Here is a 26,280-nt window from a genome sequence, read left to right on the forward strand (position 1 = left end):
ACGAACAAAAAATAGAGCGTTCCTGTGGTGCCATAAGCAATATTTAGCGATCTAATGAAGATATCGCTTCGTAGAAAACACGCAGTAGCAGCGTAGTAAACTAAGCAAAGCGCGTTAGTTGACTAGGTGTGTGCTGCGCAGTTGATTATTAATAAAATTTGGTTTTATTATTTTGATTTTTAAAGTTTTGATAATCATCTTTTGGGTAAGGTGTCTTGTGAAAGCTAAAAGATCTACGAAGTATTAATGAAGAAAATACATCTTGCAAAAATAATTAGTATACTTTTCTGTAAATGAAAACTAAGTCCAAGTATCTGATAACAATATGTCTTATTTTGTCCAGTCAGATTACGATACTTATAGCACAACCTTCGTTTACACTAAATGGTTCTACCATAGTCATGTCGGAGAATTGTTATCGTTTAACATCTCACGAATCATCTAATGACGTTGGTAGCCTTTGGTGCGAATTTCCTATTGATTTAACGAATGCCATTAATTTGCGTTTTGCCATTAATTTGGGCTGTTCGAAATATGCTGGAGAAGGGATCGCTTTTGTTATGCATACGGATTCTAACAGCTATGATGCGCTAGGATGCAATGGTTCGGTAATGGGGTTCGGAAAATCAAGCAACTGTGAAGGGATCGCTCCTTCTTTGGCTTTGGAAATTGATACCCGCTTTAATAGAAACCACAAAGATTTGTACCAACCTCACTTAGCGTTGGTGAAAGATGGTAATTTAGGAAAACCATTGACTGCACCTATTCGAGCAAAAGAATACGGCAAAGATGTGCGAGATTGTGAATACCATGATGTTCAGATTACGTGGTTTCCATCCAAACAAGAACTTTGCATTTATTTTGACGGAGAAGTTCGAATCACGTACAAAAAAGACTTGATCAATGAGATTTTTGGTGGTACTCAAAGTGTCTATTTTGGTTTTACAGGAAGTACTAGTAGCCGAGCGAATATGCAGATGGTTTGTGTCCAATCTCTGGTCATTGAAGTTGATGGAGATTTTGAGCGAAAACGGAATTTTGAAGATGCAATAGGTATTTATCCAAATCCTTTAAAAGAGAAAATAACAATTGATGTTGATTTATCAGAAGAGCAAGATGTACAAATGCAGTTGTACGATAGCACGGGTAAATTGATTTATGAAATACCAACCCATGCTACTCAATCTAAAAAGTATTATTTTAATATGCCTGGTTTACCTTCAGGAGTCTATTATGTGACCGTTACCAATGGAACCAATCGGGTTAGTAAAAAAATTGTGCACATCTCTTCTATTCGTGCCTAGTGTGGTGTAGGGCTGAAATGAGCTTATTGAACCACTCGTTTGTATAGTCTAAATGACGTTAGATTTAAATCAATTTCTTCGTATTCTGTTGTATTTAATATTTTTCTTTTGGGAAGAATTAGGTAATCTTGATGGGTAAATACAGTGGATAAATCAATATAAAAATAGCGATACATATAAGCATGCAAATTCCAAATTTTGTATAAAGAAGGAGGAATATGTACAATTGTATTAGGTGGGATTACCTGACCAATTGCCATACTATCGGGCAAGACATCATAACTTCGAGCATATTTTCCCATATTTCTGATACTTAGACCAACACACAGTACTAACCCTAGCATAAGGCCTATTTTTAACAACTTATTGAGGGATTCAAATTTCACAAAATAGTGCATCAAAGCTTTAAAGGTAGGAAAAATAAAAGTTGCCATACTCAGACAGTAAAAAAGCATAGAAGGCACAATATAAAAACGTAGTTGTTTAGGGCTAATGAGCATAGGCAAAGAAGCCGAACAAGCAATAAGAAACCATAAAAAAAACAACCGCCAATTGATTTTTTCTTGAACAGGAATGGCGAAAATCTTAGTGAGTAAGTGCATACCAACTAATAAACTAACAACAATAAGGGATTCTTCTATAATTGCTTGAAGGAGAAAAAAACGGTGTTCTGCTAAGCTATCCATGCCCGATAAAGACCCTTTTAACTGAAGTTCTAAATAGACTTCGAAGAACGTTAGCGCTCTAGGGCTGGTTATAAAAAGCAACCAATAATAAAGAGCCATAAAAACCCCTGTAGCAGTAGTAGCTAAGATTGCTTTGCCTAGTAAATTTCGTTGATACAGCAAGGCATAAATAATATAGGTAGCCAAGGGATACAAGGCAACAGGACCTTTGACTAAAGTGCCTCCAAATATCAATAAACTGGAAAGGAAAACAGAACCAATCCAATGTTTATCAGTCGATATATTTTTCAGATGAATCCAAATGGCTGTAGTCGTGAATAAAGTTAAAGTATTTTCAAGCATATTGTTACCGTAACTCCATCCAATGATAGGAATACACGTCCAAAAAAAAATAGCTAAACTACTGCCCGATTTGTAAAATAATTGCCAACATTGGTGTATCAGAAAAATGGTCAAACAAGCCATGAGCAGAGAAAACGTACGCTCTAGCCAATAGACGTCTCCGAGTACCCAAAAGAACAAGCTTTGAATCCAGAAAGCCATAGGAGGGTGACCATTAAAACTATTATCTAATGTATTGGAAACTTTTAAATCCCAAATTGTTGCTTGAGCATCAAATACAAGGTTGCGGGAAATAGCAGAATAAAACATCCCATCGTCAAATACGCCATACATCCATAAAGGAACTACCCACCAAGCAAAAATCATCACTAAGTTAGACAATTTCATAATGCTTAAAGATTGGAGACGTTTGTTCAACATAATAAGTTTTATCCTATTTTTAGCGGACAATTGGTTGTTGATAAAAGAAAAAAACGAAGCTTGCCGAGTAGGCTTGTGCTAGTAGCACAAAAGCCCAAGGTCATGAGCCTAGCGAACTAATCCATAACCACATAGTAGTAGTGCAGCTAAATATTAAAATCTAAGGTACTCAATTTTTTTTACCAAACTTAATACGTACTAAAATTACGTAGTATGAATGGTAGATTAACAAGAAAGGGCTGAAACAAAGTAATTACCTCAACGTTTTATCTTTCTTTTTGTTCTCTTTAGTAGAACGGAAATTGCTAGAAAAGGAATCAATAAAAATGCCGAAAAAACGAAGCTTTTTCGGCATCTATGATTTAAGGAGAACTTGTTGCCAAGAGAATCTCAATACAACTACTTATTCTACAATAACTTGTTTGGTAATTTGTTGTTCTCCATGCATCAAGTTGATGAGATAAGTACCAGAAGGATATTTAGATAAGTCAATTTGATCATTGTAATTTCCTTCAAAATTTTGAATGTTTTTACTAAACATGGTTCGACCGTCTAAGCCAAGCACCTGAATTGTTAATGGGGCTTTTTCTCCTTCAAATCGAATGTTAACAATATCGGCAGTTGGGTTAGGGAACACCTCCATAACAGCTTTGGTTTCAAAAGTTGGAAGAACCAAGTCTTTCATATTTTGAGGCAAATCTTCTTTGGGTGCTTCTATTGGTGTTTCTTCTTGAATAAAAGTATTGGTTTCGCAGTATTCTTCTAGTTTCGTAATTTTAGCAGCAGTTCTAGGGTTATTTGCCCAAGAGCCGAGTGTTGCCTCAATCAGCATGGTTTTGTTGTTTCTGACAACTTGAATTTGAATTTGGTCACCAGGTTTTTTACTTTGAATAAATTGAATAGCTTCTTTAGTACTGCTAATAGGAGTTTGATCCATTTTAGTAATTTTATCCTCTGCTTTTAATACCGCAGCAGCGGCACCTGTTCCTTTGATGATAGAAGACAGCCGAGCACCACTACCGTCTTCATTGGAAGCATGATTAAGATAGACTCCCAAAAAAGGCTTGTTATACATTTCAGCTAATCTTTCGCAAGCACTTTCTTGCATTTCTTGTTCTTCTTGTTGATTTTCTGCGCAATATTCTTCTAATTTAGTGATTTTAGCAGCAGTTCTAGGGTTATTTGCCCAAGAGCCGAGTGTTGCTTCAATTAGCATGGTTTTGTTGTCTCTGACAACTTGAATTTGAATTTGGTCACCAGGTTTTTTACTTTGAATAAACTGAATGGCTTCTTTGCTGCTCTGAATAGGAGTTTGATCCATTTTAGTAATTTTATCTTCTGCTTTTAATACTGCAGCTTCAGCACCCGTTCCTTTGATAATAGAAGACAATCTAGCACCATCGCCTCCATCTGTATGAGGGCTACTAAGGTAAACTCCCAAGAACGGTTTGCCGTATAGTTTTTCTAACTTTTCGCAAGCATTTTCTTTTAAGTACCCATCAGAATTAGAACTCCAAGAGTAGGTATAATTGTAATTTTGACGGTGATTTAGATAATGATTTTGGGAAGTAGAGCGAAGAATAGAAGCAGCTGTATGCGTTGCTCCATCTCGTTCGTATTGGACTACAATAGCATCCCCAACTTGATGACCTTGAATTATCTCATGTAGATTCGCAATGTTAGCGGTCTTTTTTCCATCAATACTTATAATTTTATCATTTTCTTGTAGCCCAATTTCTGCGGCAGTAGTATTGGGGAATGTTTTTAATACCACAACTCCCGATTCGTTTCCTTTTAGCAAAACACCTAACTTCGGCTTGTTATCTATTACTTCTATTTCTTCTTCTTGGGAAGGTTCCCAGTGGTAAGCAATCTGCCCTTCATAACTTTCAGAAGGAGCATTATTTACAAAAACTCGAACATTTTTATTCAAATTTTTCTCAATGGTTGTAACTTTGTGGTCTGTACTAGTATTGCTATCTTGTGCAAAAATAGAGTTGGAAGAGCTAGAGGTGATCATAGTTAAACTCAATCCATAAATCCAAGCTTTTCGATTAAAAAAAGTTTTCATATTAGTATAATTTTTACAAGTGGTTGAACAGAATTATTAGCGGTAATTGGTTTGACCACTTTTGTTAAAATGATAAAAGGTTTAAACCATCCAAGTACAGAAGGAATGGAGTTATAAGTGGTGGTTTGTCAATCTCTTGTAAATTTAAGGAACGAATGGCGTTATTCTTCTTAAGGAAAGGTTAATAAGGCGTTAAGTATTAAAAACAAAATAAAATAAGGTAGTGCAAATGAAAATAGAAATTTTATTACTTGTCTGTGGCGGGCTTTTTCTCGGTACAAGTTGTGGAACAACAAAAAAAGTACAAAAGAACGACGACAAAGAAATAACAACAGTAACAACTACGGACACTATCCCTCCTCAAGTAATTTCTCACCCTCCTGTATATATTGAAGGTGGAACTAGAAAAAAGATCTTTTATGTAGGGATGCCGAGTACCGTCAAGGTTTATGCTGAAGGAGGGAATACTGCTCATTTAGATGTATCTGTAAGTGGAGGAGAGTTAATACCTGCTGATTTGACCAAAGGTTTGTACAGTTATACCGAAAAAATACCAGGAATCGCTGTAGAGGTCGTTGCCAAAGATACTTCTAAGGGAATTGTTGTTTCTGAAATTTTTGATGTTGTAGAGATACCTGCTCCCGATGCTTATGTCGGTAAATATCGAAAGCCAGTAGATACCAAACGAGTAGAATTTACGGTAGAGGAGTTTAAGCAACAAGACGTACTCATGTTAAAACACGATGAGAGGGTACCTGCTCGTTGCGATGCGGAAAGTTATACATTGATTCACATCAATAAAGAGGGTAAGAGGGCTGTCCATGCCAATCAAAATAAACGAGGAATGTTTGATGAAACAACGCAAGCAATGATTTCAAATGCTCAACAAGGAGATATTTTTATTTTTGAAAATATAAAATCAACCTGTTCGCCATACCCTGTTAAAAATATAGTCTATCTGCTAAAATAGAATTGTTTTTGAGGGCAATATGTAGAGTCCTCTAGGGGGCTTTTTTTTGAAAAAGAGGCGTTTTGAAGATTTTTTATAAAAAAAATAAAAAAAAAATCACATAATGTTCACACTTTTAATTAGGGCTGCATTAAGAAGTGTAGTTAAGAATAACAACAATGTTTTTCCAAACTATATTCAACTTCAATAACCATGAAGTTTCAACCTTGAATTAAGATGTGTGTTTTTATAGATTAGATAGTATGTTTTAAACCTAACTTGGCTCCCACCGAGTTAGGTTTCTTTTTTTTAGTAACTATCCCTAAATATCCCCCAATTGAGGACGCAATAAAATTTCTTCTACAACTGTTCGATCACTCAGATTATAAATGTCGAGTAGTGTTTGTGCAACGTCTTCTGCTTTCATAAAACGTTCCTCAGGTAAATCTGTTCCTTCCCAAGATGCTGTATAGGTAGCTCCTGGCATGACAGCCGTAACTCGAATGCCTTTATCTTTTACTTCTTCTCTCAAAACTTTAGAAAAACCCAACATAGCATGTTTAGAAACAGCATAGGCACCATAAGGCATGATACTAGCAATAGAACACATGTTAAAAATATGCCCTTTTTTTTGCGTAATCATACTAGGAAGTATGCTTTGAGTCATGTAATAAGTGCTATATAGGTTTAAATCCATCATCATTTCGAACGCAGATTCATTTTCAGATTGCGCTAACTCACAAGGAATAAATACGCCTGCATTGTTCACCAAAATATCAATGCTAGCCCATTGTTTAACAATAGCAGCAGCAAAGTTTTTGACAGCATCTTTTTTAGACATATCAACAACTTGACCAATAACCTCAATAGAGTAGGTGTCTTCTAAGTGTTTTTTTAACGCATCAACGTCGGTTTGTGTGCGAGAACAAATAGCAACATTAAAGCCATTTTGAGCAAATAATTCGGCTACAGCACGACCAATTCCTTTAGTAGCTCCTGTTATAATTGCATTCATTATATTCGTTTATTTAGTGAATGATATATTGCAGCCAATATATAAATTATTACAACAGCAACAAAAATAGCAACACTTAATCTAAACTAGTCATACCATGTTTAATGGCATACTTGACCAATTGAGCATTGTTGCTAATATCCAATTTTTTAAAAATGGTTTGTTTGTGACTTTCTACTGTTCTAGGAGAAATAAACAATTGTTCTCCAATTTGTTTGTATCCGAGTCCTTCACAAAGCAACTGAATGATAGAAACCTCTCGTTCGGATAGTTTTGAGTGTTGATTTTGTTGAGTATTGGCGACATAACCCTTAAAAATGGTTGATAAAATAGAAGAACCAAAGTAATTTTGATTTTTGACAACGGTTTCAATTGCTTCTACCAATTCTTCTTTGGTACAATCCTTAGGTAAAAAGCCCATAGCCCCTTTCTGTACTGCTTGTTGAATGCGTTGTTCTTCTGTTTCGGCAGAAAACATTAAAACAGGAATATCAGCATATTCTTTTCTTAGTTGTTCTAAGACTTCAAGACCGTTCCTATTAGGCATGATAATATCTAACAAAATTAAGTCGGGTTGTTGTGTTTTGAGGCGTTCAAAAAGTTCCAAAGATCCTGAAAAGTCTGCTAGAACCTGAATATTTGTTCCTAATAATAATGCACGAATTCCATCTCTTAAAATCTCGTGATCGTCAACAATGAAAATAGATATTTTACGCATTTTGAGGTGATTGTTGTAATGAAAAACTAAAAATGGTGCCTTTGCCTAGAGTGCTATTCACTTTGATAGTGCTACTAAGACGTTCGGCTAATTCTTTGCAAAGAAGCAGCCCAATTCCTGTTCCTTTTTGAGGGATATGATGCTCAACTGTTGGTACAGTCTGTTGGAATAAATTACTTTGCTCTATTTCAGACATACCTTTGCCAGTGTCTTTGACCAAAACTTCAATTGTGTTACCAATGGTTTTGGCTTGTACATATACTTTGCCACCTTTGGAAGTAAATTTGATCGCGTTATCAATTAAATTTCTAAGAATAGTTTGGGTTATTTTTAAATCGGCATACACGATACTATTGGGAGGGACTGCGTTAATTAACGCAATTTGTTCTCGATCTGCATTGATCTTAAATAAATTAAAGACATCTGCAACCAGCTGCTCTAAAGCAAAATGCTGTGGGGTATTACTTAATTTCCCGCTTTGATTAATAGCCCATTGCAATAAGTTTTGGATGAGCAAATACAACTCATTGGATGATTTTTCTAATTTTTGAATAAAATATAAAATAGAGCTTTTATCCATAGACTCTAAGTTGCTCGATAGAGATTGAGTGATAGAGCGAAAACCGATTAAAGGATTTTTGAGATCGTGTCCAATAATGGTAAATAATTTATCTTTAGTAGAATTGAGTATTTCTAGTTCTTTATTGGTTTTAGAACGATACCGATACAATGAAATAAGAACACTAATAATTATGACCAGTAAAAAAAGGACACTAAAAATCCACTTTCGTTGAGTTTGGATGCGCTCTAACTCTAAGCTAGAAATAATATTTTGTTGCTTGAGCAATTTGATTTCTTGCTCTTTTTTCTCTGATTCGTACTTTGTTTCCAGCTCAGCAATGAAATTAGCATTTTTCTCTTGTTCGATACTATCGGCGATGGCTTTGTATTGTAGATAATAAAAAGAGGCCTTTTCGCTGTTATTCATTAGGTTGTAATAGTCAGCATAAATCTGATAAACTCGAAAGGTGTTGATATCAAGTTGATGTTCTCGAATGATTCGCTCCGCTCGTTGAATGTGTTGTAGTGCTTCAGGAAATTGATGAGCTTTTAAGTGCATTTCTGCAATGTCAAGTAAAATTTCGCCAATTAATTGAGGGTTACCTTGTATCATCCTCAATTCAAGTGCTTTGTTATAATACGCTATAGAACGCTCATAGTCATCCTGCCAATACGCTAGTTGCCCGATAGAAACATAGTTATTGATAATGCCCACAGAATCTTTTAGTTTTAAATTAAGCTCCAAGGCTTGTTGATAATACTGCCTTGCTTGTTGGTAGTTCTTTATTTGCCTATAAACGAGTCCTATATTAGATAAACTCTTACTAATTCCTGATTGATTATTAATTTTTCGTTTTAAGGCTAAAGATTTTTTGTAATACTCTAGTGCTTTATCGTGCTTCTCAAACTTCATATAAACAATTCCTATGTTATTATAAGTAGAATGAATAGAAGGCGAGTTGAGTTGTTCTTTAATTTTTAGAGCTTTAAAATAATATGTCAGAGCAGTGGGGTAGTCTTTTAACTGATTATAAGCAAACCCCATATCATTATAAAGCCAAGCAAATATTTCTTCTTTTAGTTCTTCTTGTTTTGTTTTAGCCCATTCTAGAGTTTTTAAGCCATAGACAACAGCACTATCAGGTTGTCGAAGGTAAATGAAAGCATCAACGACTTTAGTTGAAAAAACAAAAAGCGTGTGGTCGAAATTATTTTTTTTAGCTAGTTTGCAAATAAATTTTCTATAAAATAAAACTTCTTCTGGATGAAAACGCCCCAATTCAGCACAGATAGCGTCCAATAACTCTATTTTTAAAGAATCACTTGGCGTGTCTAATATATATTGAGGAATCTTAAACGTTGAATTGTTTTGTGCAGCAGTTGTGGAGAAAAACAATGTTGTTAAAAAAAAACAATAAAGGACTGTTTTAATGGGAGCAAAAGTTTTCATTTTGAATCAATTAAGAAAAGAAGGAATAAGATACAAAATATAGAAATTTTTATAAAAAAAAGGTCAACCTCATGTTAGAAGTTGACCTTTTATGATTAGAACTTAAGATAAGTTTACCTAGTTTGTTCATTATTTTTTTTGCGAGCAATATTAGCACTAGCACGATTTTGTTTGTGTTTAATAACCGCTTTTTCTTTTCTAGTCACAACACCATCTGCTTTAGCTGCTCTTTTAGTTCGATTAATATCACGCTGTTGCTGTTTTAATTTTTTTGCTTCGGCAGGAGTTAATTCTCCAGAGCGAACACCGTCATTAATTCTGGCATTTTGTTTTACCTGTTTGGTAACAACTTCCTTTTGGGTTGTTTGAGCATTAGCGTTGAAGCCTAATCCAAATAAAGCAATCAGTACGAATAACAAATTTTGAATCTTCATGATCGTTACAATTTTTAATGTTTGGAGAATTTTGTTGATAACATTAAGACTTCAGTACTTATCAAAGGTTTAATTCAAAGGAAAAAAATTTACTTTATTGCTGCTTAGTTGGATCGTATTCTGGGTCAATTTTCTTCCATCGTTGGTGATATTCCTCTACTTTCTCTGGTTGATTTAATTGGCGATAAGCAATTTCTAAATTGTAAAGAATAGGAACTGCATTGGGTGTTATCTCTAACGCTTTCTCTAGGTTTTTGATGGCTGTATAGTGAGAATTGGTTGCTTCTTGGAGGCGACCTGCTTGTTGCAATTGCATGCCCTTTATACCATAAGCAATCCCCAACAAACGGAAGCTTTCAAAGTCTTTATTTGAATAAGTCAAAGACTTTTCAATCGAAGCAATCGAAGCATCTATTTGCCCTAAATGTTGCCCCAATAAATTACCACGATCTCTATAAACAACGCCTAAGTTGCGGTGAACATCTGGGTGGTCTGGGCGCAAGCGAAGTACTTCGTTATAAGCCTGTATACCCGCATCATAGTACTTCAATGCTTCTTCAAAAAGACTTCGTTTGGCTTGAGGATTGGTATTATTGGCACCTTCTTGTTTTTTTACGCCACCTAACATCACATTAGCATTACCACGCAACAACCAAGCATTGTTATAGGTAGGGTGCAGTTGTGTCGCTGTAATTGAATGTCCCAATGCTTTTTCAATCAGCATTTTACGCTCTATAGAGTTATTGGAGCGATTGGCTTTATCTTGTAGCACACCCGAAACGGCATTGTTTAATTTTGCACTATGAGGAGAGTGTACAATATCTGTGGTAAATAATGTATAGTCATCATACCAAGCAAGGTTTCGAGTACATGTTTTGATAGAATATAGAACGACTAGAACTCCTAATACAGCTGTTGGAATTCTCAAGGCATCCACCCAACTTTTACCTCGGTCTGAAGCTCGTTGAACTAGTTCGTATAATCCCATGGCACAGAGCGTACTAAAGCCAACTGAAGGTAGGAACATGAAGCGTTCGGCCATATTGGTTCCAATCGGAAAAATTAAATTTGAAACAACTGAGAAAGTTGCCAAATAAAATAGAATAAAGAACGCATATGCTTTTCGTTTGAGGGTACCCAAGATTAATAAAATACCTAAAATAAAATGCAGCAATACAGAAAGTAAGACCTCAGGCATTGAAAAGGTCGGAATAACATCCATATTGGTACGAATATGCTTTGGGTAATAATCATTTGTCAGTGGATCTGGATAAATGAGTAGTTTGACGTACTTGCCCCAAGTGTACAATACTGTTGCCAAACGCTCTTCGTTAGTATAAGAAACGTAGCGGTTGTTTTCAATTTTTAGGAACGGATCATTCATTAATTCGGTTGCAGGGGCGTTGTTCGTACTCACAACAGAGGCGGCATCTCCTAAAATTGGACCTCGGATTCCAAACCAAAAAATACCAACAATAACAATATAAGGAACTGTTTTTATTAAGATTTCTGGAAGTTCTTTCTTGGTAAAGAAGTAAAGCGCAGCAGGAATAATAGCTAGGAAGGTAACCGCATTTTCTTTTGAAAAAATCGCAAAAATGAAAGCCAAAATAGCACCAACTTCATAGAAAAGTGCTTTGTTTTGTTCTGCTACAGCAGCTTTTAAGACCCAATAGACAGCCAATACAGAGCCTAACAAAACCATAATTTCATCTCGACCTTTGATGTTGGCCACTGCTTCAGTATGAATTGGGTGTGTCGCATAAAGTAAGGCACCTGCTAAGGCTATAAAATAACCTTTTAAATTATTTTGAGTCCTTTTAGGATTAAACATTTGCAACAACATCAAGTAAATAACTACACAAAGCCAAGCATACAACAGCATATTGACAAAATGACTAATCCACGGTTTGCCCCGATAGTTTTTATCTCCATCTTTGTCCAAAGCAGGTTGCCCGTCTGAGCTTGTTACCACCTCACCGAACAGTTGCAATTCAATAGCAAAAGTTGCTAGAGAAAGAGGACGATAACGACCACCTGCAACTAAGTTTCGCTTGCTCCCAAAAAAACCTGTAAATGTATCTTCAGTCCAAATACCATGCATTCCCTTAAATCCCTTTTTGGTAAATTCGTTGCGGAGAATAACAATGCTATCATCAACAGCATACTGATGCCCTAGCGTGTTGGCATACAAAGCTGCACTTAGAAAGAAGACAAGAATCAAATGCATTTTATGATTGACCCAAAAAGAATTTTTTACTTGTAATTCTTGGGAGGAGTTAGAATTTTTGTCTTTTTGAGTGCTAGCTTTAGAAGTAGAAGGCGTAGCTTTTTTAGATGGTGATTTTTTTTTCTTACTCATAACTTGCTTTTGGTAAAGTGGCACGAAGTACTAAAATTAAGAATTCAAAAGAAATAAGTACAGCTAGAAGAGCTTTATTTCTTTTGAGTTCTTAAATAAATGGTAAAATGAAAGTTCTTTACGATGCTGTTGAAGGAGCATCAATGACTTTTACAACCATGCGAATATCTTCTACTGGACGATCAGGCCAAGTTGGTTCAATAGAGCGATAGGTTTTGGCAGATACGATTTTTTCTAAGACAGGCATACCTTTTATCACTTGTCCAAATATCGTATACATATTATCGTATTGCGGTGTACCACCATACATCTCGTAAAGCTCGATTTGTTCGGGCGTGTAATCGACTTTTGTTTTTAATGATAACTCCTTTACTTGATATTGTTTAAGAGGTTGCCCATGAATAATCATAAACTGGGAGCCATTAGAAGACTTATCGGGGTGGTGCCCAATGCCTTTATGAAAACCACACAAAGCACCTTGGCGCATGATAAATTTGGTCGATATTTCAGCAGGGATACGATGCTCAGCGTTCCCCATGCCAAGATACTGTTCTGGTGGGACAGAATCTCTAGAGTCGGGGTCCCCTCCTTGAATCATAAAATTGGGTTGTACTCGATGAAACAGTAGCCCATCGTAAAAACCTTCTCGAGCTAGTTTTAAGAAATTATCTCGGTGTTTGGGGGTTTCATTAAATAATTCAATAATCATCTCCCCATATTGTGTTGTAATGGAGACTTTGGGTCTAGGAAGTGTGGCAATAGTATCTTCTTCTTCTGTGGAGTCAGCAGTAGGAGAACCACAGGCACTTATCAAAAGACCGATTAATAGCAATAAATAAACTTGTTTGTGCATGGATTAACTGTTCTTTACGTGTTCGATATATTCGGCAATTTTTCTTCTTAACAAAACTTCTTGTTGAGCACGTCCAGCAGGTGGAATCGCCATTTGTTTCCAATGAGGCCAACCATCTTCGTCATAGCCTTCTAGTTCGTAATAACCATCATAACTCAACAATCGGCAGACAGCAATATGCATCAAGTCCTGTCTCTCTTCTTTAGTGAATTCGTCTCGAATTTGCCCAAGCTCTTGCAAACCAATTGCAAATAAAATGCCTTGTAAGTCAGGTAGTTTGTTTAATCCTAACATGGTTTTGATCTCAAATCTTGTGTTGAGCCATATTGCATCTCCTTCTTGACTGTCATCATAAAGTTCGTCTTCGATAATATCTATACCGTCAAATTTTGCCATAGTATGTTATTTAAATTCATTCGTTATCAAGGTTTATTGATTGAAGAGAATCTGTCTCTGAATTATTATCAATAACGAAAATAATCACAAAGATATGTCTATGAGAGGAGTTTTTTATGCATACAATCAGAATAATTTAGAGCTAGGATATAAAAAAAGGTAACAACCGTCTATTTACTTGTTGTTACCTAAGGGGAAAATAAGCCAGCCCAAAATTATTCAGAATCGTTTGGAGCTTTGTTTTGCTGATAAGCGAGCACTAAGTCAGCTACTTCTATCTCATTCAGATCTACTTTGAGGGTATCTTTGATGGCAAGTTCGTCAGGAGTTAAAACTGTACTGTCTTTTGGTTTGTTGTTATTAATAATATTTTTATAAGCTGTCATAAAATTGACAATGTCTAATAAGGGGTAATAGGCTGTTGTGTGTTGTGTGGCAGCCTGAGCTACAAAACGAGTGAATTGACTAATCACTGGTAAGTAGGCATCTTTTAGATTTTTTGGTAAGTTCAAAGCACTGACAAAGGCAATGGCTGCAATAGCTTTCAAATCGACTGAATTGTCAAATGTTCCTTGCAAAGGAGTCGAAGGTTGAATTTGCTGATAGGGATTTTTGTGGGGAACAACCACAATTTTGTCTGCCATAGCGATAAAAGAAGCAAGTGTCACAAGGCTGCCTAAAATAGATTGATTGGGTGTATCCGCACTAGAAGGTTTTATATGTTGCTCATAAAAAGTTGGAATTTGAGCTAGGTCACTTCTTTGCCATGCGTGTGGAACAACATCAATCGTGTTGTATTTGCTATGATAAGCGATTTTATTGGCTTTGATTTGTTTTTGATAATAGGTGGCAAAGTCCTTGTCGCCAGGAGTCGGACCAGCAGTTGGATAAGTGGAGAGCTGTGCCTTATTGGAAGGGTCCCAAGTTGCTTTTTTGTCTGATAGGTAAAGAGCTAATGTTGGGGCTAGGGCACCTCCTAGGCTATGCCCCGTAACAGCTATTTCTATACCCGTTGGAATCGTATTGCTTACAATATACGAGCGCAAACTTTCTAGGAGTGTATTGCCCGTATCATCTTTCATACTCAATAAAATTTGTAAACCAATACTGGTGCCTTTGGCAATGTGCCCAGAGTAAGAAACACCAGTGATGGATTCCCATTCTACCAAACTATTGACCGAGAAGTCTTGAACCAACCAACCATAGGTCGAGATAGAATTGGTACCAGCAATAGAAATTACCAACAGCTGCTCTGATGGATTGTAGTAGGCACCCATTGTATTGTCTGCATGAACAGAGTTGGAGGTAGGATTTTGAGCATAAACAACAGGTCCCCAAACGGAATTCCATGTTCCAATGAGTGTCGTTGTTTGGGCAAGAACATCTTTGGATACTTTGGTTACATAGGACTGCATAGCAGCCATACCACTTTTACAATCACTTTGCGGCCAAGATAGCCCAAAGGCAGAATTGGTCGAAAAAGAAAGGCTATAAATTTGTTGTTCTCTAGAATAAGTAGGAGTCATAATAGAAGCTTTATTAGAGGTTCATTGAAAATAAGCACAAAAACAACTAGTTGTTTTTGTGCTCTAAGGGCATGTTAGACTAGCAGACAGTTTTGTCACAAGCTAATTCACAAAGTTGTCTGGCACCAATAGGTAAAACTTGACAAGCTGTTTTGCAAAGAGTACAGGCAATTCCTGAAGTAGTGATTCCTTTTGAGGAACTGTTGTAATTGGTTTTAATGCCAATAGGCATAGATTGCATTGGAGTTTTCATAATACGTTGGTTTTTGTAGACCACTATTTTTTGTCATTAGACCTGTATTGTTATAGCGTTAGCAGTCTATGAAGGATTTTTAGTGGACTATTAATTAGAATAAAAGCACAAAAACTAGATTGAAAGCTTTTGTGCTCAGAAAATAATTCTAGCAGACAGTTTTATCACAGGCTAGTAGACAAAGTGTTTTGGCGACGCCAGATAACTGGTTACAAGCTAACTTACAAAGTGTGCAAGGAAGACCAGATTCGTTAACACCAGTTGCTTTAGCATTGTAATTAAGCTGATTGCCAATAGGCATGGATTGCATTGGAATTCTCATGATTAAAAGAATTTAAAAGTGAATAATAAATTAATAAAGTTTTAATATTTATTGATAGCTCTATTGATTGGAGGCTTAGTAGGTAGACCAAGAGCGAACTTCACCAATAGATACAGGGATCGCATAACTGACATCAATTGTAAATCGGAAAACCAATTTTGCTTTATCTGTATCAGAAGGCGTAAAGAAGGTTAATTTGACATCCCAACAATCTGAGTTTGGCTCGCAAATAGGACTACGAGCTACATCAATAGAAAGCAATTCCATCCCTTCTTTGGCTGTAGACGAAAAGACTTGTTCCGCTTGCCAAGCATTGGTTGCTGCGAAGTTGATGGCACGTTCTTCTGGGGTTCTGCCTGTGTTTCTCAATTCATAATAGATACGATCTAGGAAGTTTCCTAAAGCTCCAGCACTTAGTTCTTCGGATGCAATGTCTGTAGTTTTCCAACCATACATTTGATGACCTACAGGAACTAAAACAGGAACTGATAATCCATTCATCAAGGTAACTGACCCCGCTATGATTCCAGGAATAGATATGCGGTGGATTTTGCCATCGTGTAAATCGTCTAGTGCTTCACGAAGCTGTTCGTACGTTTCTCGAACATATCCTCCAACAGGATGAACCGCATAGATTGGTGTTTCGTCCAATTTGACAATCCAAAGCAGATCTTCTGATTTTTCTGGATTTTTTTTCAAAAAAGAAATAACATCTTTGGCGTTGTTGATGCTTTTTCTATCTCCCATTGCTTGGTCAAATGCATTTTGTCTAGAGGTGCTCTGGAAGGTGTAACTCAAGGTTCCTATGGTATAAACATTTTCAATGGCTTTGCTTTTTCCACTGTTACATCCACACGATTTGTTTTCGCCACAAGATGGTGTGATACCTTGATTGGTAGAAACTGTTTCTGGAGCTGTTGGTTGTTGGTCTAGAGAAGTTGGGATATTAGCAGATAAATTGACTTCTGCTACTTCGATGCCTTGATTGTTTTCTAACATGATTTCTTTTGTTTGATTTGAATTAATAAAATGGTTGGAAGTTGATGATTTTAGATTATTAATCTGACTAGGCGATAGTTGATCTCCTAGAATTATTTGGAGGGCTGCTGCAATATTGATGGTACCAACAAGCGTTTTTTCGCAGTTGTCTTGTTGGTTAGCATCGCATTTAGTAGCCGATTGTAGTAGTAGATGAAAAATGTCTTGTGCTGTGTGAGATAGATTTTGTTGTCGTGAAAGACTGAGAAGCAGCGCAACGATACCCGATGCAATAGGAGTGGCATAACTGGTACCTGATTTGTGACTAAATTTATTCTCAAAAATCGCAACAGGGATATTGTTACCTGGAAAAAGCAATCCATTTCTTTGATAGGCTTTGCCCCAATTGCTAAAATCAGAGGGCTGTTGGTTGTGATCCATTGCGCCTACTGCTAAGACAGAAGGTTCTGCCGCTGGCAGATGCAAACACTCACAACCATCATTGCCTGCTGCTGCAACAACTAATATGCCTTTGTCTTGGCATTTTTTTAGGACTTTGGATAGCAATAAATCCGCTACGCTGGAATTAGAGAACTGCCCTCCACTGATATTGATAATTTCTGCTCCTTCTGCTATGGCAAGCTCTATACATTGCGCTAGCTTCATCTGGGAGGTAGGCTGCAACTGTTGGTCTTTTTCGGCATATATGCTAATGCCAATTCCTCGGCATAGAGGAGCAATACCTTGTAATTCCACATCTTGGCTAAAAATAATACTGGCAACACTTGTGCCATGTTCTGAGAGCAACTGATCGCTAGAATCAGCTGTATTGATTATGGATAGATTAGAACTGGCAAAACAAGCATGTTGTTGATCTATTGCGCTGTCTAAGACTGCAATACAAATGGAAGGATCTCCCTTGGTTTGGTTCCACAAACGATCAAGATCAGGGAGTAAGTCATTAAGGGAACTAGTTTTGGGTGTCGCTAGACCTGAGTTGGGAATACTCGAAGTCGAGGTGGAATCGCTCTTCATAATGGATGGTTATTTAACTGGGATAAATGAACAATCCAAAGATGCAAACTTTTGTTATGGGAGAACAGAGTAAAAATACCTGTTCTAAAAAAGTAGGTATTTTTACAACTTTTTAATATTTATTTTGTTTTAATGTATTTTTCAGAGAGAGGACAAAAAGTAGATGAGATGTTGTTACAACACATTGAGAGAATTGATATCAACGATTTTTTCTTTAATAGCATAAATAATCAGTCCTGCTGTATTTTTAACCCCTACCTTAGATAACAAGTTGTTCTTATGCCCCTCAACGGTTCGTTTGGTAATAAAAAGTTTGTCAGCAATTTCTTGAGCTGTTTTTTGGTGGCAAATCAATTCCAAAATTTCTTTTTCTCTGTTAGTTAGCGTTGTTTGCAGTGTCAGTTTTGGTCTAGGGGCTTTGGGAGCAATTTGAGTACGCATTACTTCGATTTGCTCAGGTAAGAAATAAAAGCCTTTTTGATGAACTGTCTTTACAATTTCCAAAAGTTGTTGTGGCAAAATTCCCTTAGGCAAAAAAGCACTAACACCTGTTTTTAGCATATAGCCCATAAAGGACTTTTGGTAGTGAGAAGAAATGACGATAACATGAATATTGGGGTAGTTGTCTTTTAGTATGGTAGCAACTTCAATACCATCCATATCTTTCATCTTTAAATCAAGTAGAACAATATCAATAGGAGTCGTTTGTGTGGCTAATTGCTGCAAAAAGTCTTTGCCCCCAAAAGCAGACAGTGCTACAGTGGTTGCTTGTTGTTGAGAAAAAAAGCCTTCTAATAGTTTTACGATTAGTTGTTCATCATCGACAATTGCTAATTGAATAGTGGTAGATTCTAAATTCATATATGGTGTTTTTTGAAAAATAAAAAAGAACTCCCTTGCTGAGGCTTAGAGTTAAATCGGAATACTCCTTTCAAGCTTTGACTTCTAAGTGTGATATTTTTTAAACCGAGACCTTGTGTGTTCTGATTGATATCAAACCCAATTCCATTATCTATAATTTTTAGCCCAACAAAATATTTTCCTTGATGCAAATGAATGTTTAAGGTAGTCGATTGGGCATGTTTTAGAATATTATTAATAACCTCTTGAGCAATTCTAAAAATTTGCAATTTAGTAGGATTAGACAAGTCTTTTTCTATTGTACACGAGTAGGATAAATTGATTTTAAGATGTTCTTGTATGGGATCTAGAAAGCCCTCTAATAGCTCATACAAATTGCTTTGCTCCAATAGGGGCGGACTTAGGTCGTGTGAAATGCGTCTTGCTAAAATAATACTATCTTGCAACATAGTGCTAAGATCGTCTAAGTTGGGCGCAGTATGTAGGCTTAATAAAGAAATATTAAGTTTAGAAATCAAATCGTCGTGCAGGTCGGCAGCAATTCGATTGCGTTCTCGTTCTTGCACCAGAATGCTATCTTCCAACAACTGCTGTTGATGGGCAACAATGGTTTTTTGTAGTTTCTGTTGTTCTCTTAATATCCGAACGAAATAGAGCCTAGTGAAATAGACAAATGTTCCAATTAGGGCTATGACGAAAGCGAATACAATACTCAACCATAGGGCGAAGTTTTCTGGGTTTTGCCATGCTGCCATATCATATAGGTCAAAAATGAATAAAGTAATAGTGCACTTAATGCATTCAGCATCCAAAAAGGGGTGACTAAATACAAGGATTCATTGACTAAAAAATTAATTGATAAAAATATAATGCTATTGATAGAAAAATATCCAATAAACATAGAATTGAGCAACAATCGTTCTTTATCAATAGGTGTTTTTTCCTTTAATATAGTCCAATAATATCTTAAGCAAAGTAGTATAATGGCAATGTCTGCAACAACTTTACTAAAAGCATAAAATGTTTCTGCATTAAATAGGTCGCACAAGAACAGAATATCTAAAATAATGAGCCCATGTGCCAATAATAACAAATTTCTTAAAGTGCTCTTTTCTTCTTCGAAAAAGAAACAGAGGTATATCGTTGAGAATATGGCTAATTCGGCAAAGCTATAAACTGGCAATAAAAATAAATTATAGCCTGTACTACTCATAAAATAGGTCGTTAGTAGTTCGACTAAAATACTTAAGCCAATATAACTCCCTATTAATTTGTATAAGTGAGATAGTTGCTTGAGATAATAACAAACGGTAACCCCAGCAATGAACATCGAAAGTTCTGTTACGGTTAATAAAGCGTTGAAAAAATGGAGCATATTATCATAAAGCATACTTTATAAGTTGAAAATTGGATGGAAAGGAAAAAGGAGGAGCAGGTCTGAGAAAATCCATTGATCGATTCCAGGTAACTCCATTAGAATTATAACCCCAAAGGATTAGATCAATTGCAAATGCATTGGGTGTTTCTTGTTCTTTTAGAGCAGGAGAAAGAATGATATAATCTGCGAATTCTTCTTCAAATAATACGGATAGATCACTAAAGGGAATTTCAAACACTTGGACTAAGTCGTTTTGTTTCTCAATCCATAAATCTTTGTGCAAAGCCCATTGAATTGAACGGGTTAACCCTTCAAGAGGGGTGATGATAGGAGAACTATCTATTAAATTCATACTTGGGTCTGGAATGATCGCAGCTCGATAAGGATTGTGTTTCAGGTTGGTTTCAAAGGCTTCCCAGTTTGTTTCGACAGGAGTTTTGTCGGTAATGCTGTCCACAGAAAACATACTTAAAGAAAAGTGGGCTTTTGTAGGAGGTTGCACCAATCCCAAATAAGCGTGTATATAACTGGGTTTACGTGATTTCCAAGTTGTATAATCTTCTTTAAAAAGTTGAAAATAAGCTCCTTGGTTGAAATAATTAATAACGGCAGTAGGGTTTTTTCTGACTTCATTCCAAATTCGAATAGCTTGACTTGCCTTGGATATTATTGAGCTCATAATGTATTGTTTTGGGTGTAAATGTGATGTTTAAATAATGCAGTTATTCCTCTAGTGATAAAAACTACTTAGAACTTAAGGCATAATCAAGTAGCTGGAAATTTGAGGGAGTATCATAAGGGGGATTGGCACGAACCCCATCAACAGGATAGTTGGCTAACATACCTTCTAAAGTATGTCCCCAAAGTATTAGATGGAGCTCAAAATCATTCTCACCAACTTCATTCAATGCTGGTAAAAGAACAATGTTGGTAACATTTTCATTTGCAAAGAGGTGACTTAAGTTTTCAAAGGGAATAATAAAAACTTGAACAAAATCTTTCTGTCGAAGCAACCAATGGTCTTTGTGTAGAATCCATTTTTTGGAATCTTTTAACGCTGTTAAAGTATCTATCTGTGGCTTTACAGGGTCAGGAGGATCTTTCTCAAATATAAAATGAGCATTGGGAAGGACCGATCGTTGGTAAATGCTTTGTTTAATATTAGTGTTGAATTCAACTAGATGATTAGGAACAGGCTTTGAATCGGTGATATTATCCACACAATATAATGCAAGCGAAAAATTGGTTTGCCCAATTGCTTGAGTTAGTCCCATGTAAGCATGTAAGCTACTAGGTGCGTTTAAATTCCATTGATTAAAATTATCTCTAGATATTTGAAAGTAAGCTCCTTGATTAAAGTAATTTCGAGTGGCGGCACCATCGTTACGAACTTCGTTCCAAGTTTGTAGGGAAAGAACGGCCGTTTCTAAAATAGTGGACATTGGTATATACTTTTTGAGGTTAAAAAAAGGGTGTTTGGTTTGTTATAATATTAATGGGAGTATTTTATGTTACTAGTTTGCTGATTTTTTTATCAAAAAGATAAAAAATGTATATTTATATTAGCTTGATAATTGAAGCTTTGCTTTTAGTTAGCTGCGTTGCTACTGCGTGGTTTCAATGAACTATAATCATATGTCGATAGGCAACGTCTCAAAAAGAGCTATTTGTTAAGCTATTTTTGCTGAAATATAGATGTCAATATTTCGTAGAATCAGGACAAAAAACAACTGTAAAAGAGCAATATAGTAAAAAAAAATATAGAAGCCCTTGTTACTTATTTAAAAAAATATTGTTTTTATACTAAATATTAAGTCCTGAAAGAGCTGTATTTTGTTGAGTATAAGTGTGGTAGATTTAAATTTTGTTATCCTTTGTGGCTACTGTGTTTTTGAGATAGTAAACTTCGTTAATACTTTTGGGATGTATGTGAAAGGAGGGGCAAAAACTTACTAGTTAAGTGATCGCTCATGATAGGATGTACGGACAATCGTATATAGTGCCTTTAATGATATAGAAATTCAATTAGTTAATCGCATTGGCACTGCCACTTTTGAACACCATCATGTTCTGAACAAGTACCTCTTCCTGTTGCATGACTCTTAAAACCATCGTTACAAATAGCTCCAACTCTATCCGATTGACTATCGTTTTCGTCACAGTCACACATAGGAGTATAATATTGATAATTCCATTCGGAGAGAAGGATGTGATAGGTTCCTATTGGAATGATGAAGAGAAATAAGAAAATCCAAACTAGTGAACGTTGATGATCAGAATCTATTTGTTGTTCAAACTTTCGTTCTATAGCAAACCAAGCTAAAATCAAAGGCAGAGCAACAATAAAGGCTATTCCATATTTGACCCCAAAAGAAGTGTACTGCCCAACATGTTGTACAATTATAAAACTAAGGACAAGAATAGTGCTGAGTAACAAAATTTTAAACTTAGTTTTTAAATAATTGAATATTTTGATAAAGGGGCTCATGTCAAGTAGTGTATTAAAATAAAAATAGATAGTTGGAACTTTAGTAAAAAGTCCAAAGACGCATAAAATTTAATTTAAACTAATATTGCTTTTTGATTGGAGGTTTTTTTTGTGTAGAAAATCGAACAACGTTTATAATTCTAACCCTAGGAAATTCAAGTATTAAAAATACAAAATAACGAGCAAGGTTGACCATTTAAAATTAATAATTTTAGAATAGAACAAGCATAAAAGTAGAACAAGCATTGTTTTTTTGGTAGCTTAACTTCTTGCCTAGAACATGTTAAAGATAGAATTGTTATCTTTGCAATTCTTATCCAGAAATAATAAGCCAGTATGAATTTAGAGCAACTTTTTAAGCAATATACAACGGATTCTCGCAGTACCCAAATAGCCACTGCACTGAATCAAACAAAACGTCCAACTTTACAACTAAAAGGATTGGTAGGGGCGCAACCTGCCTTTGTAATATCTGCGATTAATCAAATGAGTCAAAAGCCTTTTTTAGTTATTGCCTCAGACAAAGAAGAAGCAGCGTATTGGCAGAATGACATTACTTCTTTGTTGCCTAAAAAAAGAGAAGCACTTTTTTTTCCAGACTCTTATCGCCGTCCAATGGGATTCGATAAACTAGATCGAACCAATGTTTTGCAACGAACAGAAACAGTAAGTAAGTTGGTCGAGCATCCTAATGCGCCTGCCGTTGTGGTTACTTATCCTGAAGCTTTATTTGAAAAAGTAGTAGCTCCTTCTAATTTAAAGGATGCAGCTATTGAAATTAAAGTAGGAACAGAATTGGATGTGCCTTTCTTAGTCGAAATACTGGTTGAATATGGCTTTTCAAGAGTTGATTTTGTGTATGAACCAGGGCAATTTTCTGTGCGTGGAGGGATTATTGATATTTATTCTTATGGCAATGAGCATCCGTATCGAGTAGAGTTGTTTGATGTAGAGGTCGAGAGTATTCGAACGTTTGATCCAACCTCTCAATTATCTACGCGCAAGATTGCCTTTGTAACGATTGTGCCCAATGTGAATACAGAGTTTGAAGCCCAGCAAAAAGTTTCTTTATTAGAAGTGCTTCCCTCAGAAACGGCTGTTTGGGTAGCCAACGGGCAAATGTTATTGGATAAGTTGCAAATCTGTTTTGAAAAATCGTCAGAATTTAATTTAACAGAGGATGAAGTCGTGACTAAATCTCGAGAAGAAGAAGCATTGTTGCTCAAAGGTGCCGCATTTTTGTACCCACGAGAAGTTGTTGGAGCATTGCAGCAGTATTCTGTCTTAGAGTTGAGCAACGAGACGCTTTTGGAGCCAACAACAGTTATTAATTACAAAACAGCACCACAGCCAAGTTTTAATAAAAACTTTAAGGTGCTCATCCAGAATCTAACAGAAAATACAGAGAAAGGCATTACCAATTATATTTTTGCAGAGAACAGCAAGCAAATTGAGCGTTTCTATAGTATTTTTGAAGATATGGAGGTGCAGATCAATTGGCATGCAGTTCCCAATGCCATCCACCAAGGTTTTGTTGATCATCACTTAAAAGTTGCTGCTTATACCGATCATCAAATATTTGAACGCTACCATCGTTCTCGTTTGCGTCAAGGGTTCGACAAAAATACAGCCTTAAAAATAAAAGCACTTAGTGAGCTAAAACCTGGGGATTATGTGACGCATATTGACCATGGTGTAGGGCGTTATGGTGGATTAGAAAAAATTGAATTGCAAGGAAAAGAACAAGAGGCAGTTAAGTTGGTTTATAAGGATAATGACATTCTATATGTTGGTATTCAATCCCTACACAAAATCTCTAAATTTACAGGAAAAGAAGGGACTTCTCCTAGCATTCATAAATTGGGTTCCAATGCTTGGGCAAATACGAAGCGTAAGACCAAGAAGAAGATCAAAGAATTGGCTTTTGATTTGATTAAATTGTATGCCAAACGAAAGTCTACGCAAGGAATCGAGTTTCCTGCCGATAGCTATTTGCAAAATGAACTAGAGGCTTCTTTTATTTATGAAGATACCCCTGATCAAGCCAAAGCAACACAGGAAGTTAAAGAAGATATGATGAAACCTTATCCAATGGATCGCTTAATCTGCGGTGATGTTGGATTTGGTAAAACAGAAATTGCCGTTCGTGCTGCTTTTAAAGCTGTTGTTGCTGGCAAACAGGTTGCCGTTTTAGTTCCAACAACTATATTGGCTTTGCAGCATGCACAAACATTTCGAGAACGCCTCCGAAAGTTTGATGTGAAGGTAGAATATATCAATCGTTTTAGAACCTCTAAAGAGAAAACGGCTATTTATAAAGCCTTGGAAGCTGGTGATATTGATTTGTTAATTGGTACGCATGCCATCTTAAACAAAAAAGTCAAGTTTAAAGACTTAGGCTTGTTGATTGTAGATGAGGAGCAAAAGTTTGGTGTAGGGGCAAAAGAGAAACTGAGAAACATGCGTGTTAATGTAGATACATTAACCTTAACAGCAACACCTATTCCAAGAACATTGCAGTTTTCTTTGATGGCAGCTAGAGATTTGTCGGTTATCAATACGCCTCCACCTAATCGTCAACCTATCGAAACAGAAGTTCGAGTATTTAGTGGCGATATGATAAAGGAAGCTATTGAGAATGAGGTCAATCGAGGTGGTCAAGTATTCTTTGTTCATAATAGAGTACAAAGTTTGGCGGATATGGCCTCTATGATAAAGCAATTGTGTCCGAATACAGATATTGCAATGGCACATGGCAAAATGGATGCGACAGCTTTGGAACAAACCCTGATGGATTTTATCAAAGGGTATTATGAGGTGTTGGTGTGTACCAATATTATTGAAACAGGATTGGATATTTCGAATGCTAATACCATTATTATTAATAATGCCCATCATTTTGGGTTGAGTGATTTGCATCAATTGCGTGGTCGGGTTGGGCGTTCTAACAAAAAAGCCTATTGCTATCTTTTAGCACCACCACTTTCTACATTGACTTCTGATGCAAGAAAACGACTGCAAGTAGTAGAGCAATTTTCGGAGCTGGGAAGCGGTTTTAATATTGCGATGAGAGACTTGGATATTCGGGGTGCAGGAAATATGTTGGGAGGAGAGCAAAGTGGTTTTGTTATGAATATGGGATATGAGACGTATCAAAAAATTCTAAATGAAGCGATCCAAGAGTTAAAGCAGACAGATTACAAGGATTTGTTCAAAGAAGAGTTAGAGCAAAAACGGGAGTTTGTACAAGATGTCAATATTGAATCTGATTTGGATTTAATGATTCCAGATGAGTATGTTGTCAGTATTCAAGAACGATTGAGTTTGTATCAAGAGCTGAATAAAATAGAAAATGAAGCTGGTATTGCTAAGTTTAAAGCTATGTTGGAAGATCGGTTTGGGCAAATACCAAAAGCTGTCAACAATCTCTTTGAAGCTATTCGCATTCGTTGGAAAGCTAAGGGGCTAGGATTTGAACGAATTATGCTTAAAAATCGCAAGCTACGTTGCTATTTTTTGAGTGATCAACAGTCAAGCTTCTTTGATAGCGATTTCTTTGGAACTTTACTAGCTTACATTCAAAAAAAGAGCGATCATCGCTTCTTTTTGAAACAATCCACGCGTTATTTAATGTTGGTTTGTGAGAATGTCAAAAATTTTCAAGAAACCTACCAAATTTTGGAGCGTTTGGAGAAAGAGGTACTAGAGGTGGTTGAATTGAAGAAGGTGGAGTGATCTCCTTTATCTTTTGTAATCAAGTAGATAGTGTAGTAGAAAAATTTCGACTTTGTCTTGTTGTGTACAATTAGTTGATTAGTAATGTGCTATGTTTGTTTAGAGAAAGCTATTGTTATCTTTTTCGAATTGGCAGGTAAGGT

The 26,280-nt window shown here is 36.1% G+C and carries 22 protein-coding genes and 1 pseudogene; 3 read left to right on the forward strand and 20 right to left on the reverse strand.

Going from position 1 to position 26,280, the window contains the following annotated elements:
* Positions 1-335 precede the first annotated feature (335 nt).
* Positions 336-1,304 (forward strand): T9SS type A sorting domain-containing protein, encoded by a 969-nt coding sequence (locus CG11_RS13245; protein WP_231512797.1) that lies wholly within the window; start codon positions 336-338, stop codon positions 1,302-1,304.
* Between the two features lie 489 nt (positions 1,305-1,793).
* Here CG11_RS13245 and CG11_RS31050 read toward each other — a convergent pair whose 3' ends face one another.
* The 3 genes and pseudogenes from CG11_RS31050 to CG11_RS13255 form a co-directional block, all read right to left on the reverse strand.
* On the reverse strand, positions 1,794-1,856 hold the full coding sequence (locus CG11_RS31050; protein ID WP_368667160.1) for a hypothetical protein: 63 nt from the start codon (positions 1,854-1,856) through the stop codon (positions 1,794-1,796).
* A 236-nt stretch (positions 1,857-2,092) separates the two neighbouring features.
* Positions 2,093-2,752, reverse strand: a pseudogene (locus CG11_RS31055) (ArnT family glycosyltransferase); the annotation flags it as partial.
* 403 nt (positions 2,753-3,155) lie between these two features.
* Positions 3,156-4,823, reverse strand: coding sequence for a PDZ domain-containing protein (locus CG11_RS13255; protein WP_052596921.1), 1,668 nt, complete (start codon positions 4,821-4,823; stop codon positions 3,156-3,158).
* Between the two features lie 229 nt (positions 4,824-5,052).
* Between CG11_RS13255 and CG11_RS13260 the strand changes: the two genes are divergently transcribed.
* Positions 5,053-5,793 (forward strand): GldM family protein, encoded by a 741-nt coding sequence (locus tag CG11_RS13260; RefSeq protein WP_052596924.1) that lies wholly within the window; start codon positions 5,053-5,055, stop codon positions 5,791-5,793.
* A 301-nt stretch (positions 5,794-6,094) separates the two neighbouring features.
* Here the strand turns inward: CG11_RS13260 and CG11_RS13265 are convergent, their stop codons facing one another.
* From CG11_RS13265 to CG11_RS13335, 17 genes are all read right to left on the reverse strand, one after another.
* Positions 6,095-6,787 carry an SDR family oxidoreductase gene (locus CG11_RS13265; RefSeq protein ID WP_052596926.1) on the reverse strand — a complete coding sequence of 231 codons (693 nt, stop codon included), beginning with the start codon at positions 6,785-6,787 and terminating at the stop codon, positions 6,095-6,097.
* A 76-nt stretch (positions 6,788-6,863) separates the two neighbouring features.
* A complete protein-coding gene (locus CG11_RS13270) occupies positions 6,864-7,505 on the reverse strand; it encodes a response regulator transcription factor (RefSeq protein ID WP_052596928.1) in 642 nt (213 codons plus the stop codon).
* Positions 7,498-9,516 carry a tetratricopeptide repeat-containing sensor histidine kinase gene (locus CG11_RS13275; protein WP_052596930.1) on the reverse strand — a complete coding sequence of 673 codons (2,019 nt, stop codon included), beginning with the start codon at positions 9,514-9,516 and terminating at the stop codon, positions 7,498-7,500. Before CG11_RS13275 ends, CG11_RS13270 begins: the two co-directional genes overlap by 8 nt.
* Positions 9,517-9,629: 113 nt before the next feature.
* Positions 9,630-9,950 (reverse strand): hypothetical protein, encoded by a 321-nt coding sequence (locus CG11_RS13280; protein ID WP_197043844.1) that lies wholly within the window; start codon positions 9,948-9,950, stop codon positions 9,630-9,632.
* A gap of 94 nt (positions 9,951-10,044) precedes the next feature.
* A complete protein-coding gene (locus tag CG11_RS13285; RefSeq protein WP_052596932.1) occupies positions 10,045-12,312 on the reverse strand; it encodes a tetratricopeptide repeat protein in 2,268 nt (755 codons plus the stop codon).
* 118 nt (positions 12,313-12,430) lie between these two features.
* A complete protein-coding gene (locus tag CG11_RS13290) occupies positions 12,431-13,165 on the reverse strand; it encodes a peptidylprolyl isomerase (RefSeq protein WP_052596934.1) in 735 nt (244 codons plus the stop codon).
* Positions 13,166-13,168: 3 nt separating this feature from the next.
* Positions 13,169-13,561, reverse strand: a complete 393-nt coding sequence (locus CG11_RS13295; protein ID WP_197043845.1) for a hypothetical protein — start codon at positions 13,559-13,561, stop codon at positions 13,169-13,171.
* Between the two features lie 215 nt (positions 13,562-13,776).
* Positions 13,777-15,087: a hypothetical protein gene (locus tag CG11_RS13300; RefSeq protein ID WP_052596937.1), complete on the reverse strand. Its 1,311-nt coding sequence runs from the start codon at positions 15,085-15,087 to the stop codon at positions 13,777-13,779.
* Between the two features lie 79 nt (positions 15,088-15,166).
* On the reverse strand, positions 15,167-15,340 hold the full coding sequence (locus tag CG11_RS30195) for a hypothetical protein (RefSeq protein WP_156039762.1): 174 nt from the start codon (positions 15,338-15,340) through the stop codon (positions 15,167-15,169).
* A 148-nt stretch (positions 15,341-15,488) separates the two neighbouring features.
* A complete protein-coding gene (locus CG11_RS30200; protein WP_156039763.1) occupies positions 15,489-15,662 on the reverse strand; it encodes a hypothetical protein in 174 nt (57 codons plus the stop codon).
* 75 nt (positions 15,663-15,737) lie between these two features.
* Positions 15,738-17,675, reverse strand: a complete 1,938-nt coding sequence (locus tag CG11_RS13305; RefSeq protein ID WP_052596938.1) for a PatA/PatG family cyanobactin maturation protease — start codon at positions 17,673-17,675, stop codon at positions 15,738-15,740.
* Positions 17,676-17,849: 174 nt separating this feature from the next.
* Positions 17,850-18,536 carry a response regulator transcription factor gene (locus CG11_RS13310; protein ID WP_052596940.1) on the reverse strand — a complete coding sequence of 229 codons (687 nt, stop codon included), beginning with the start codon at positions 18,534-18,536 and terminating at the stop codon, positions 17,850-17,852.
* Positions 18,533-19,291 (reverse strand): sensor histidine kinase, encoded by a 759-nt coding sequence (locus CG11_RS13315; protein WP_156039764.1) that lies wholly within the window; start codon positions 19,289-19,291, stop codon positions 18,533-18,535. Before CG11_RS13315 ends, CG11_RS13310 begins: the two co-directional genes overlap by 4 nt.
* Complete coding sequence (locus CG11_RS13320; RefSeq protein ID WP_052596944.1) at positions 19,249-19,926, reverse strand: hypothetical protein; 678 nt, start codon at positions 19,924-19,926, stop codon at positions 19,249-19,251. The genes CG11_RS13315 and CG11_RS13320 overlap by 43 nt, the downstream gene beginning before the upstream one ends.
* Complete coding sequence (locus tag CG11_RS13325) at positions 19,916-20,593, reverse strand: hypothetical protein (RefSeq protein ID WP_052596946.1); 678 nt, start codon at positions 20,591-20,593, stop codon at positions 19,916-19,918. The genes CG11_RS13320 and CG11_RS13325 overlap by 11 nt, the downstream gene beginning before the upstream one ends.
* A 64-nt stretch (positions 20,594-20,657) precedes the next feature.
* On the reverse strand, positions 20,658-21,356 hold the full coding sequence (locus CG11_RS13330; protein ID WP_052596948.1) for a hypothetical protein: 699 nt from the start codon (positions 21,354-21,356) through the stop codon (positions 20,658-20,660).
* A 587-nt stretch (positions 21,357-21,943) separates the two neighbouring features.
* Positions 21,944-22,351 (reverse strand): hypothetical protein, encoded by a 408-nt coding sequence (locus tag CG11_RS13335; protein ID WP_156039765.1) that lies wholly within the window; start codon positions 22,349-22,351, stop codon positions 21,944-21,946.
* 387 nt (positions 22,352-22,738) lie between these two features.
* On the opposite strand from CG11_RS13335, the gene mfd reads away from it, so the two are divergent.
* On the forward strand, positions 22,739-26,137 hold the full coding sequence (mfd, locus tag CG11_RS13340; protein ID WP_052596952.1) for a transcription-repair coupling factor: 3,399 nt from the start codon (positions 22,739-22,741) through the stop codon (positions 26,135-26,137).
* Positions 26,138-26,280: the final 143 nt, after the last annotated feature.

The sequence above is a fragment of the Aureispira sp. CCB-QB1 genome (assembly GCF_000724545.1).
Lineage (GTDB): Bacteria > Bacteroidota > Bacteroidia > Chitinophagales > Saprospiraceae > Aureispira.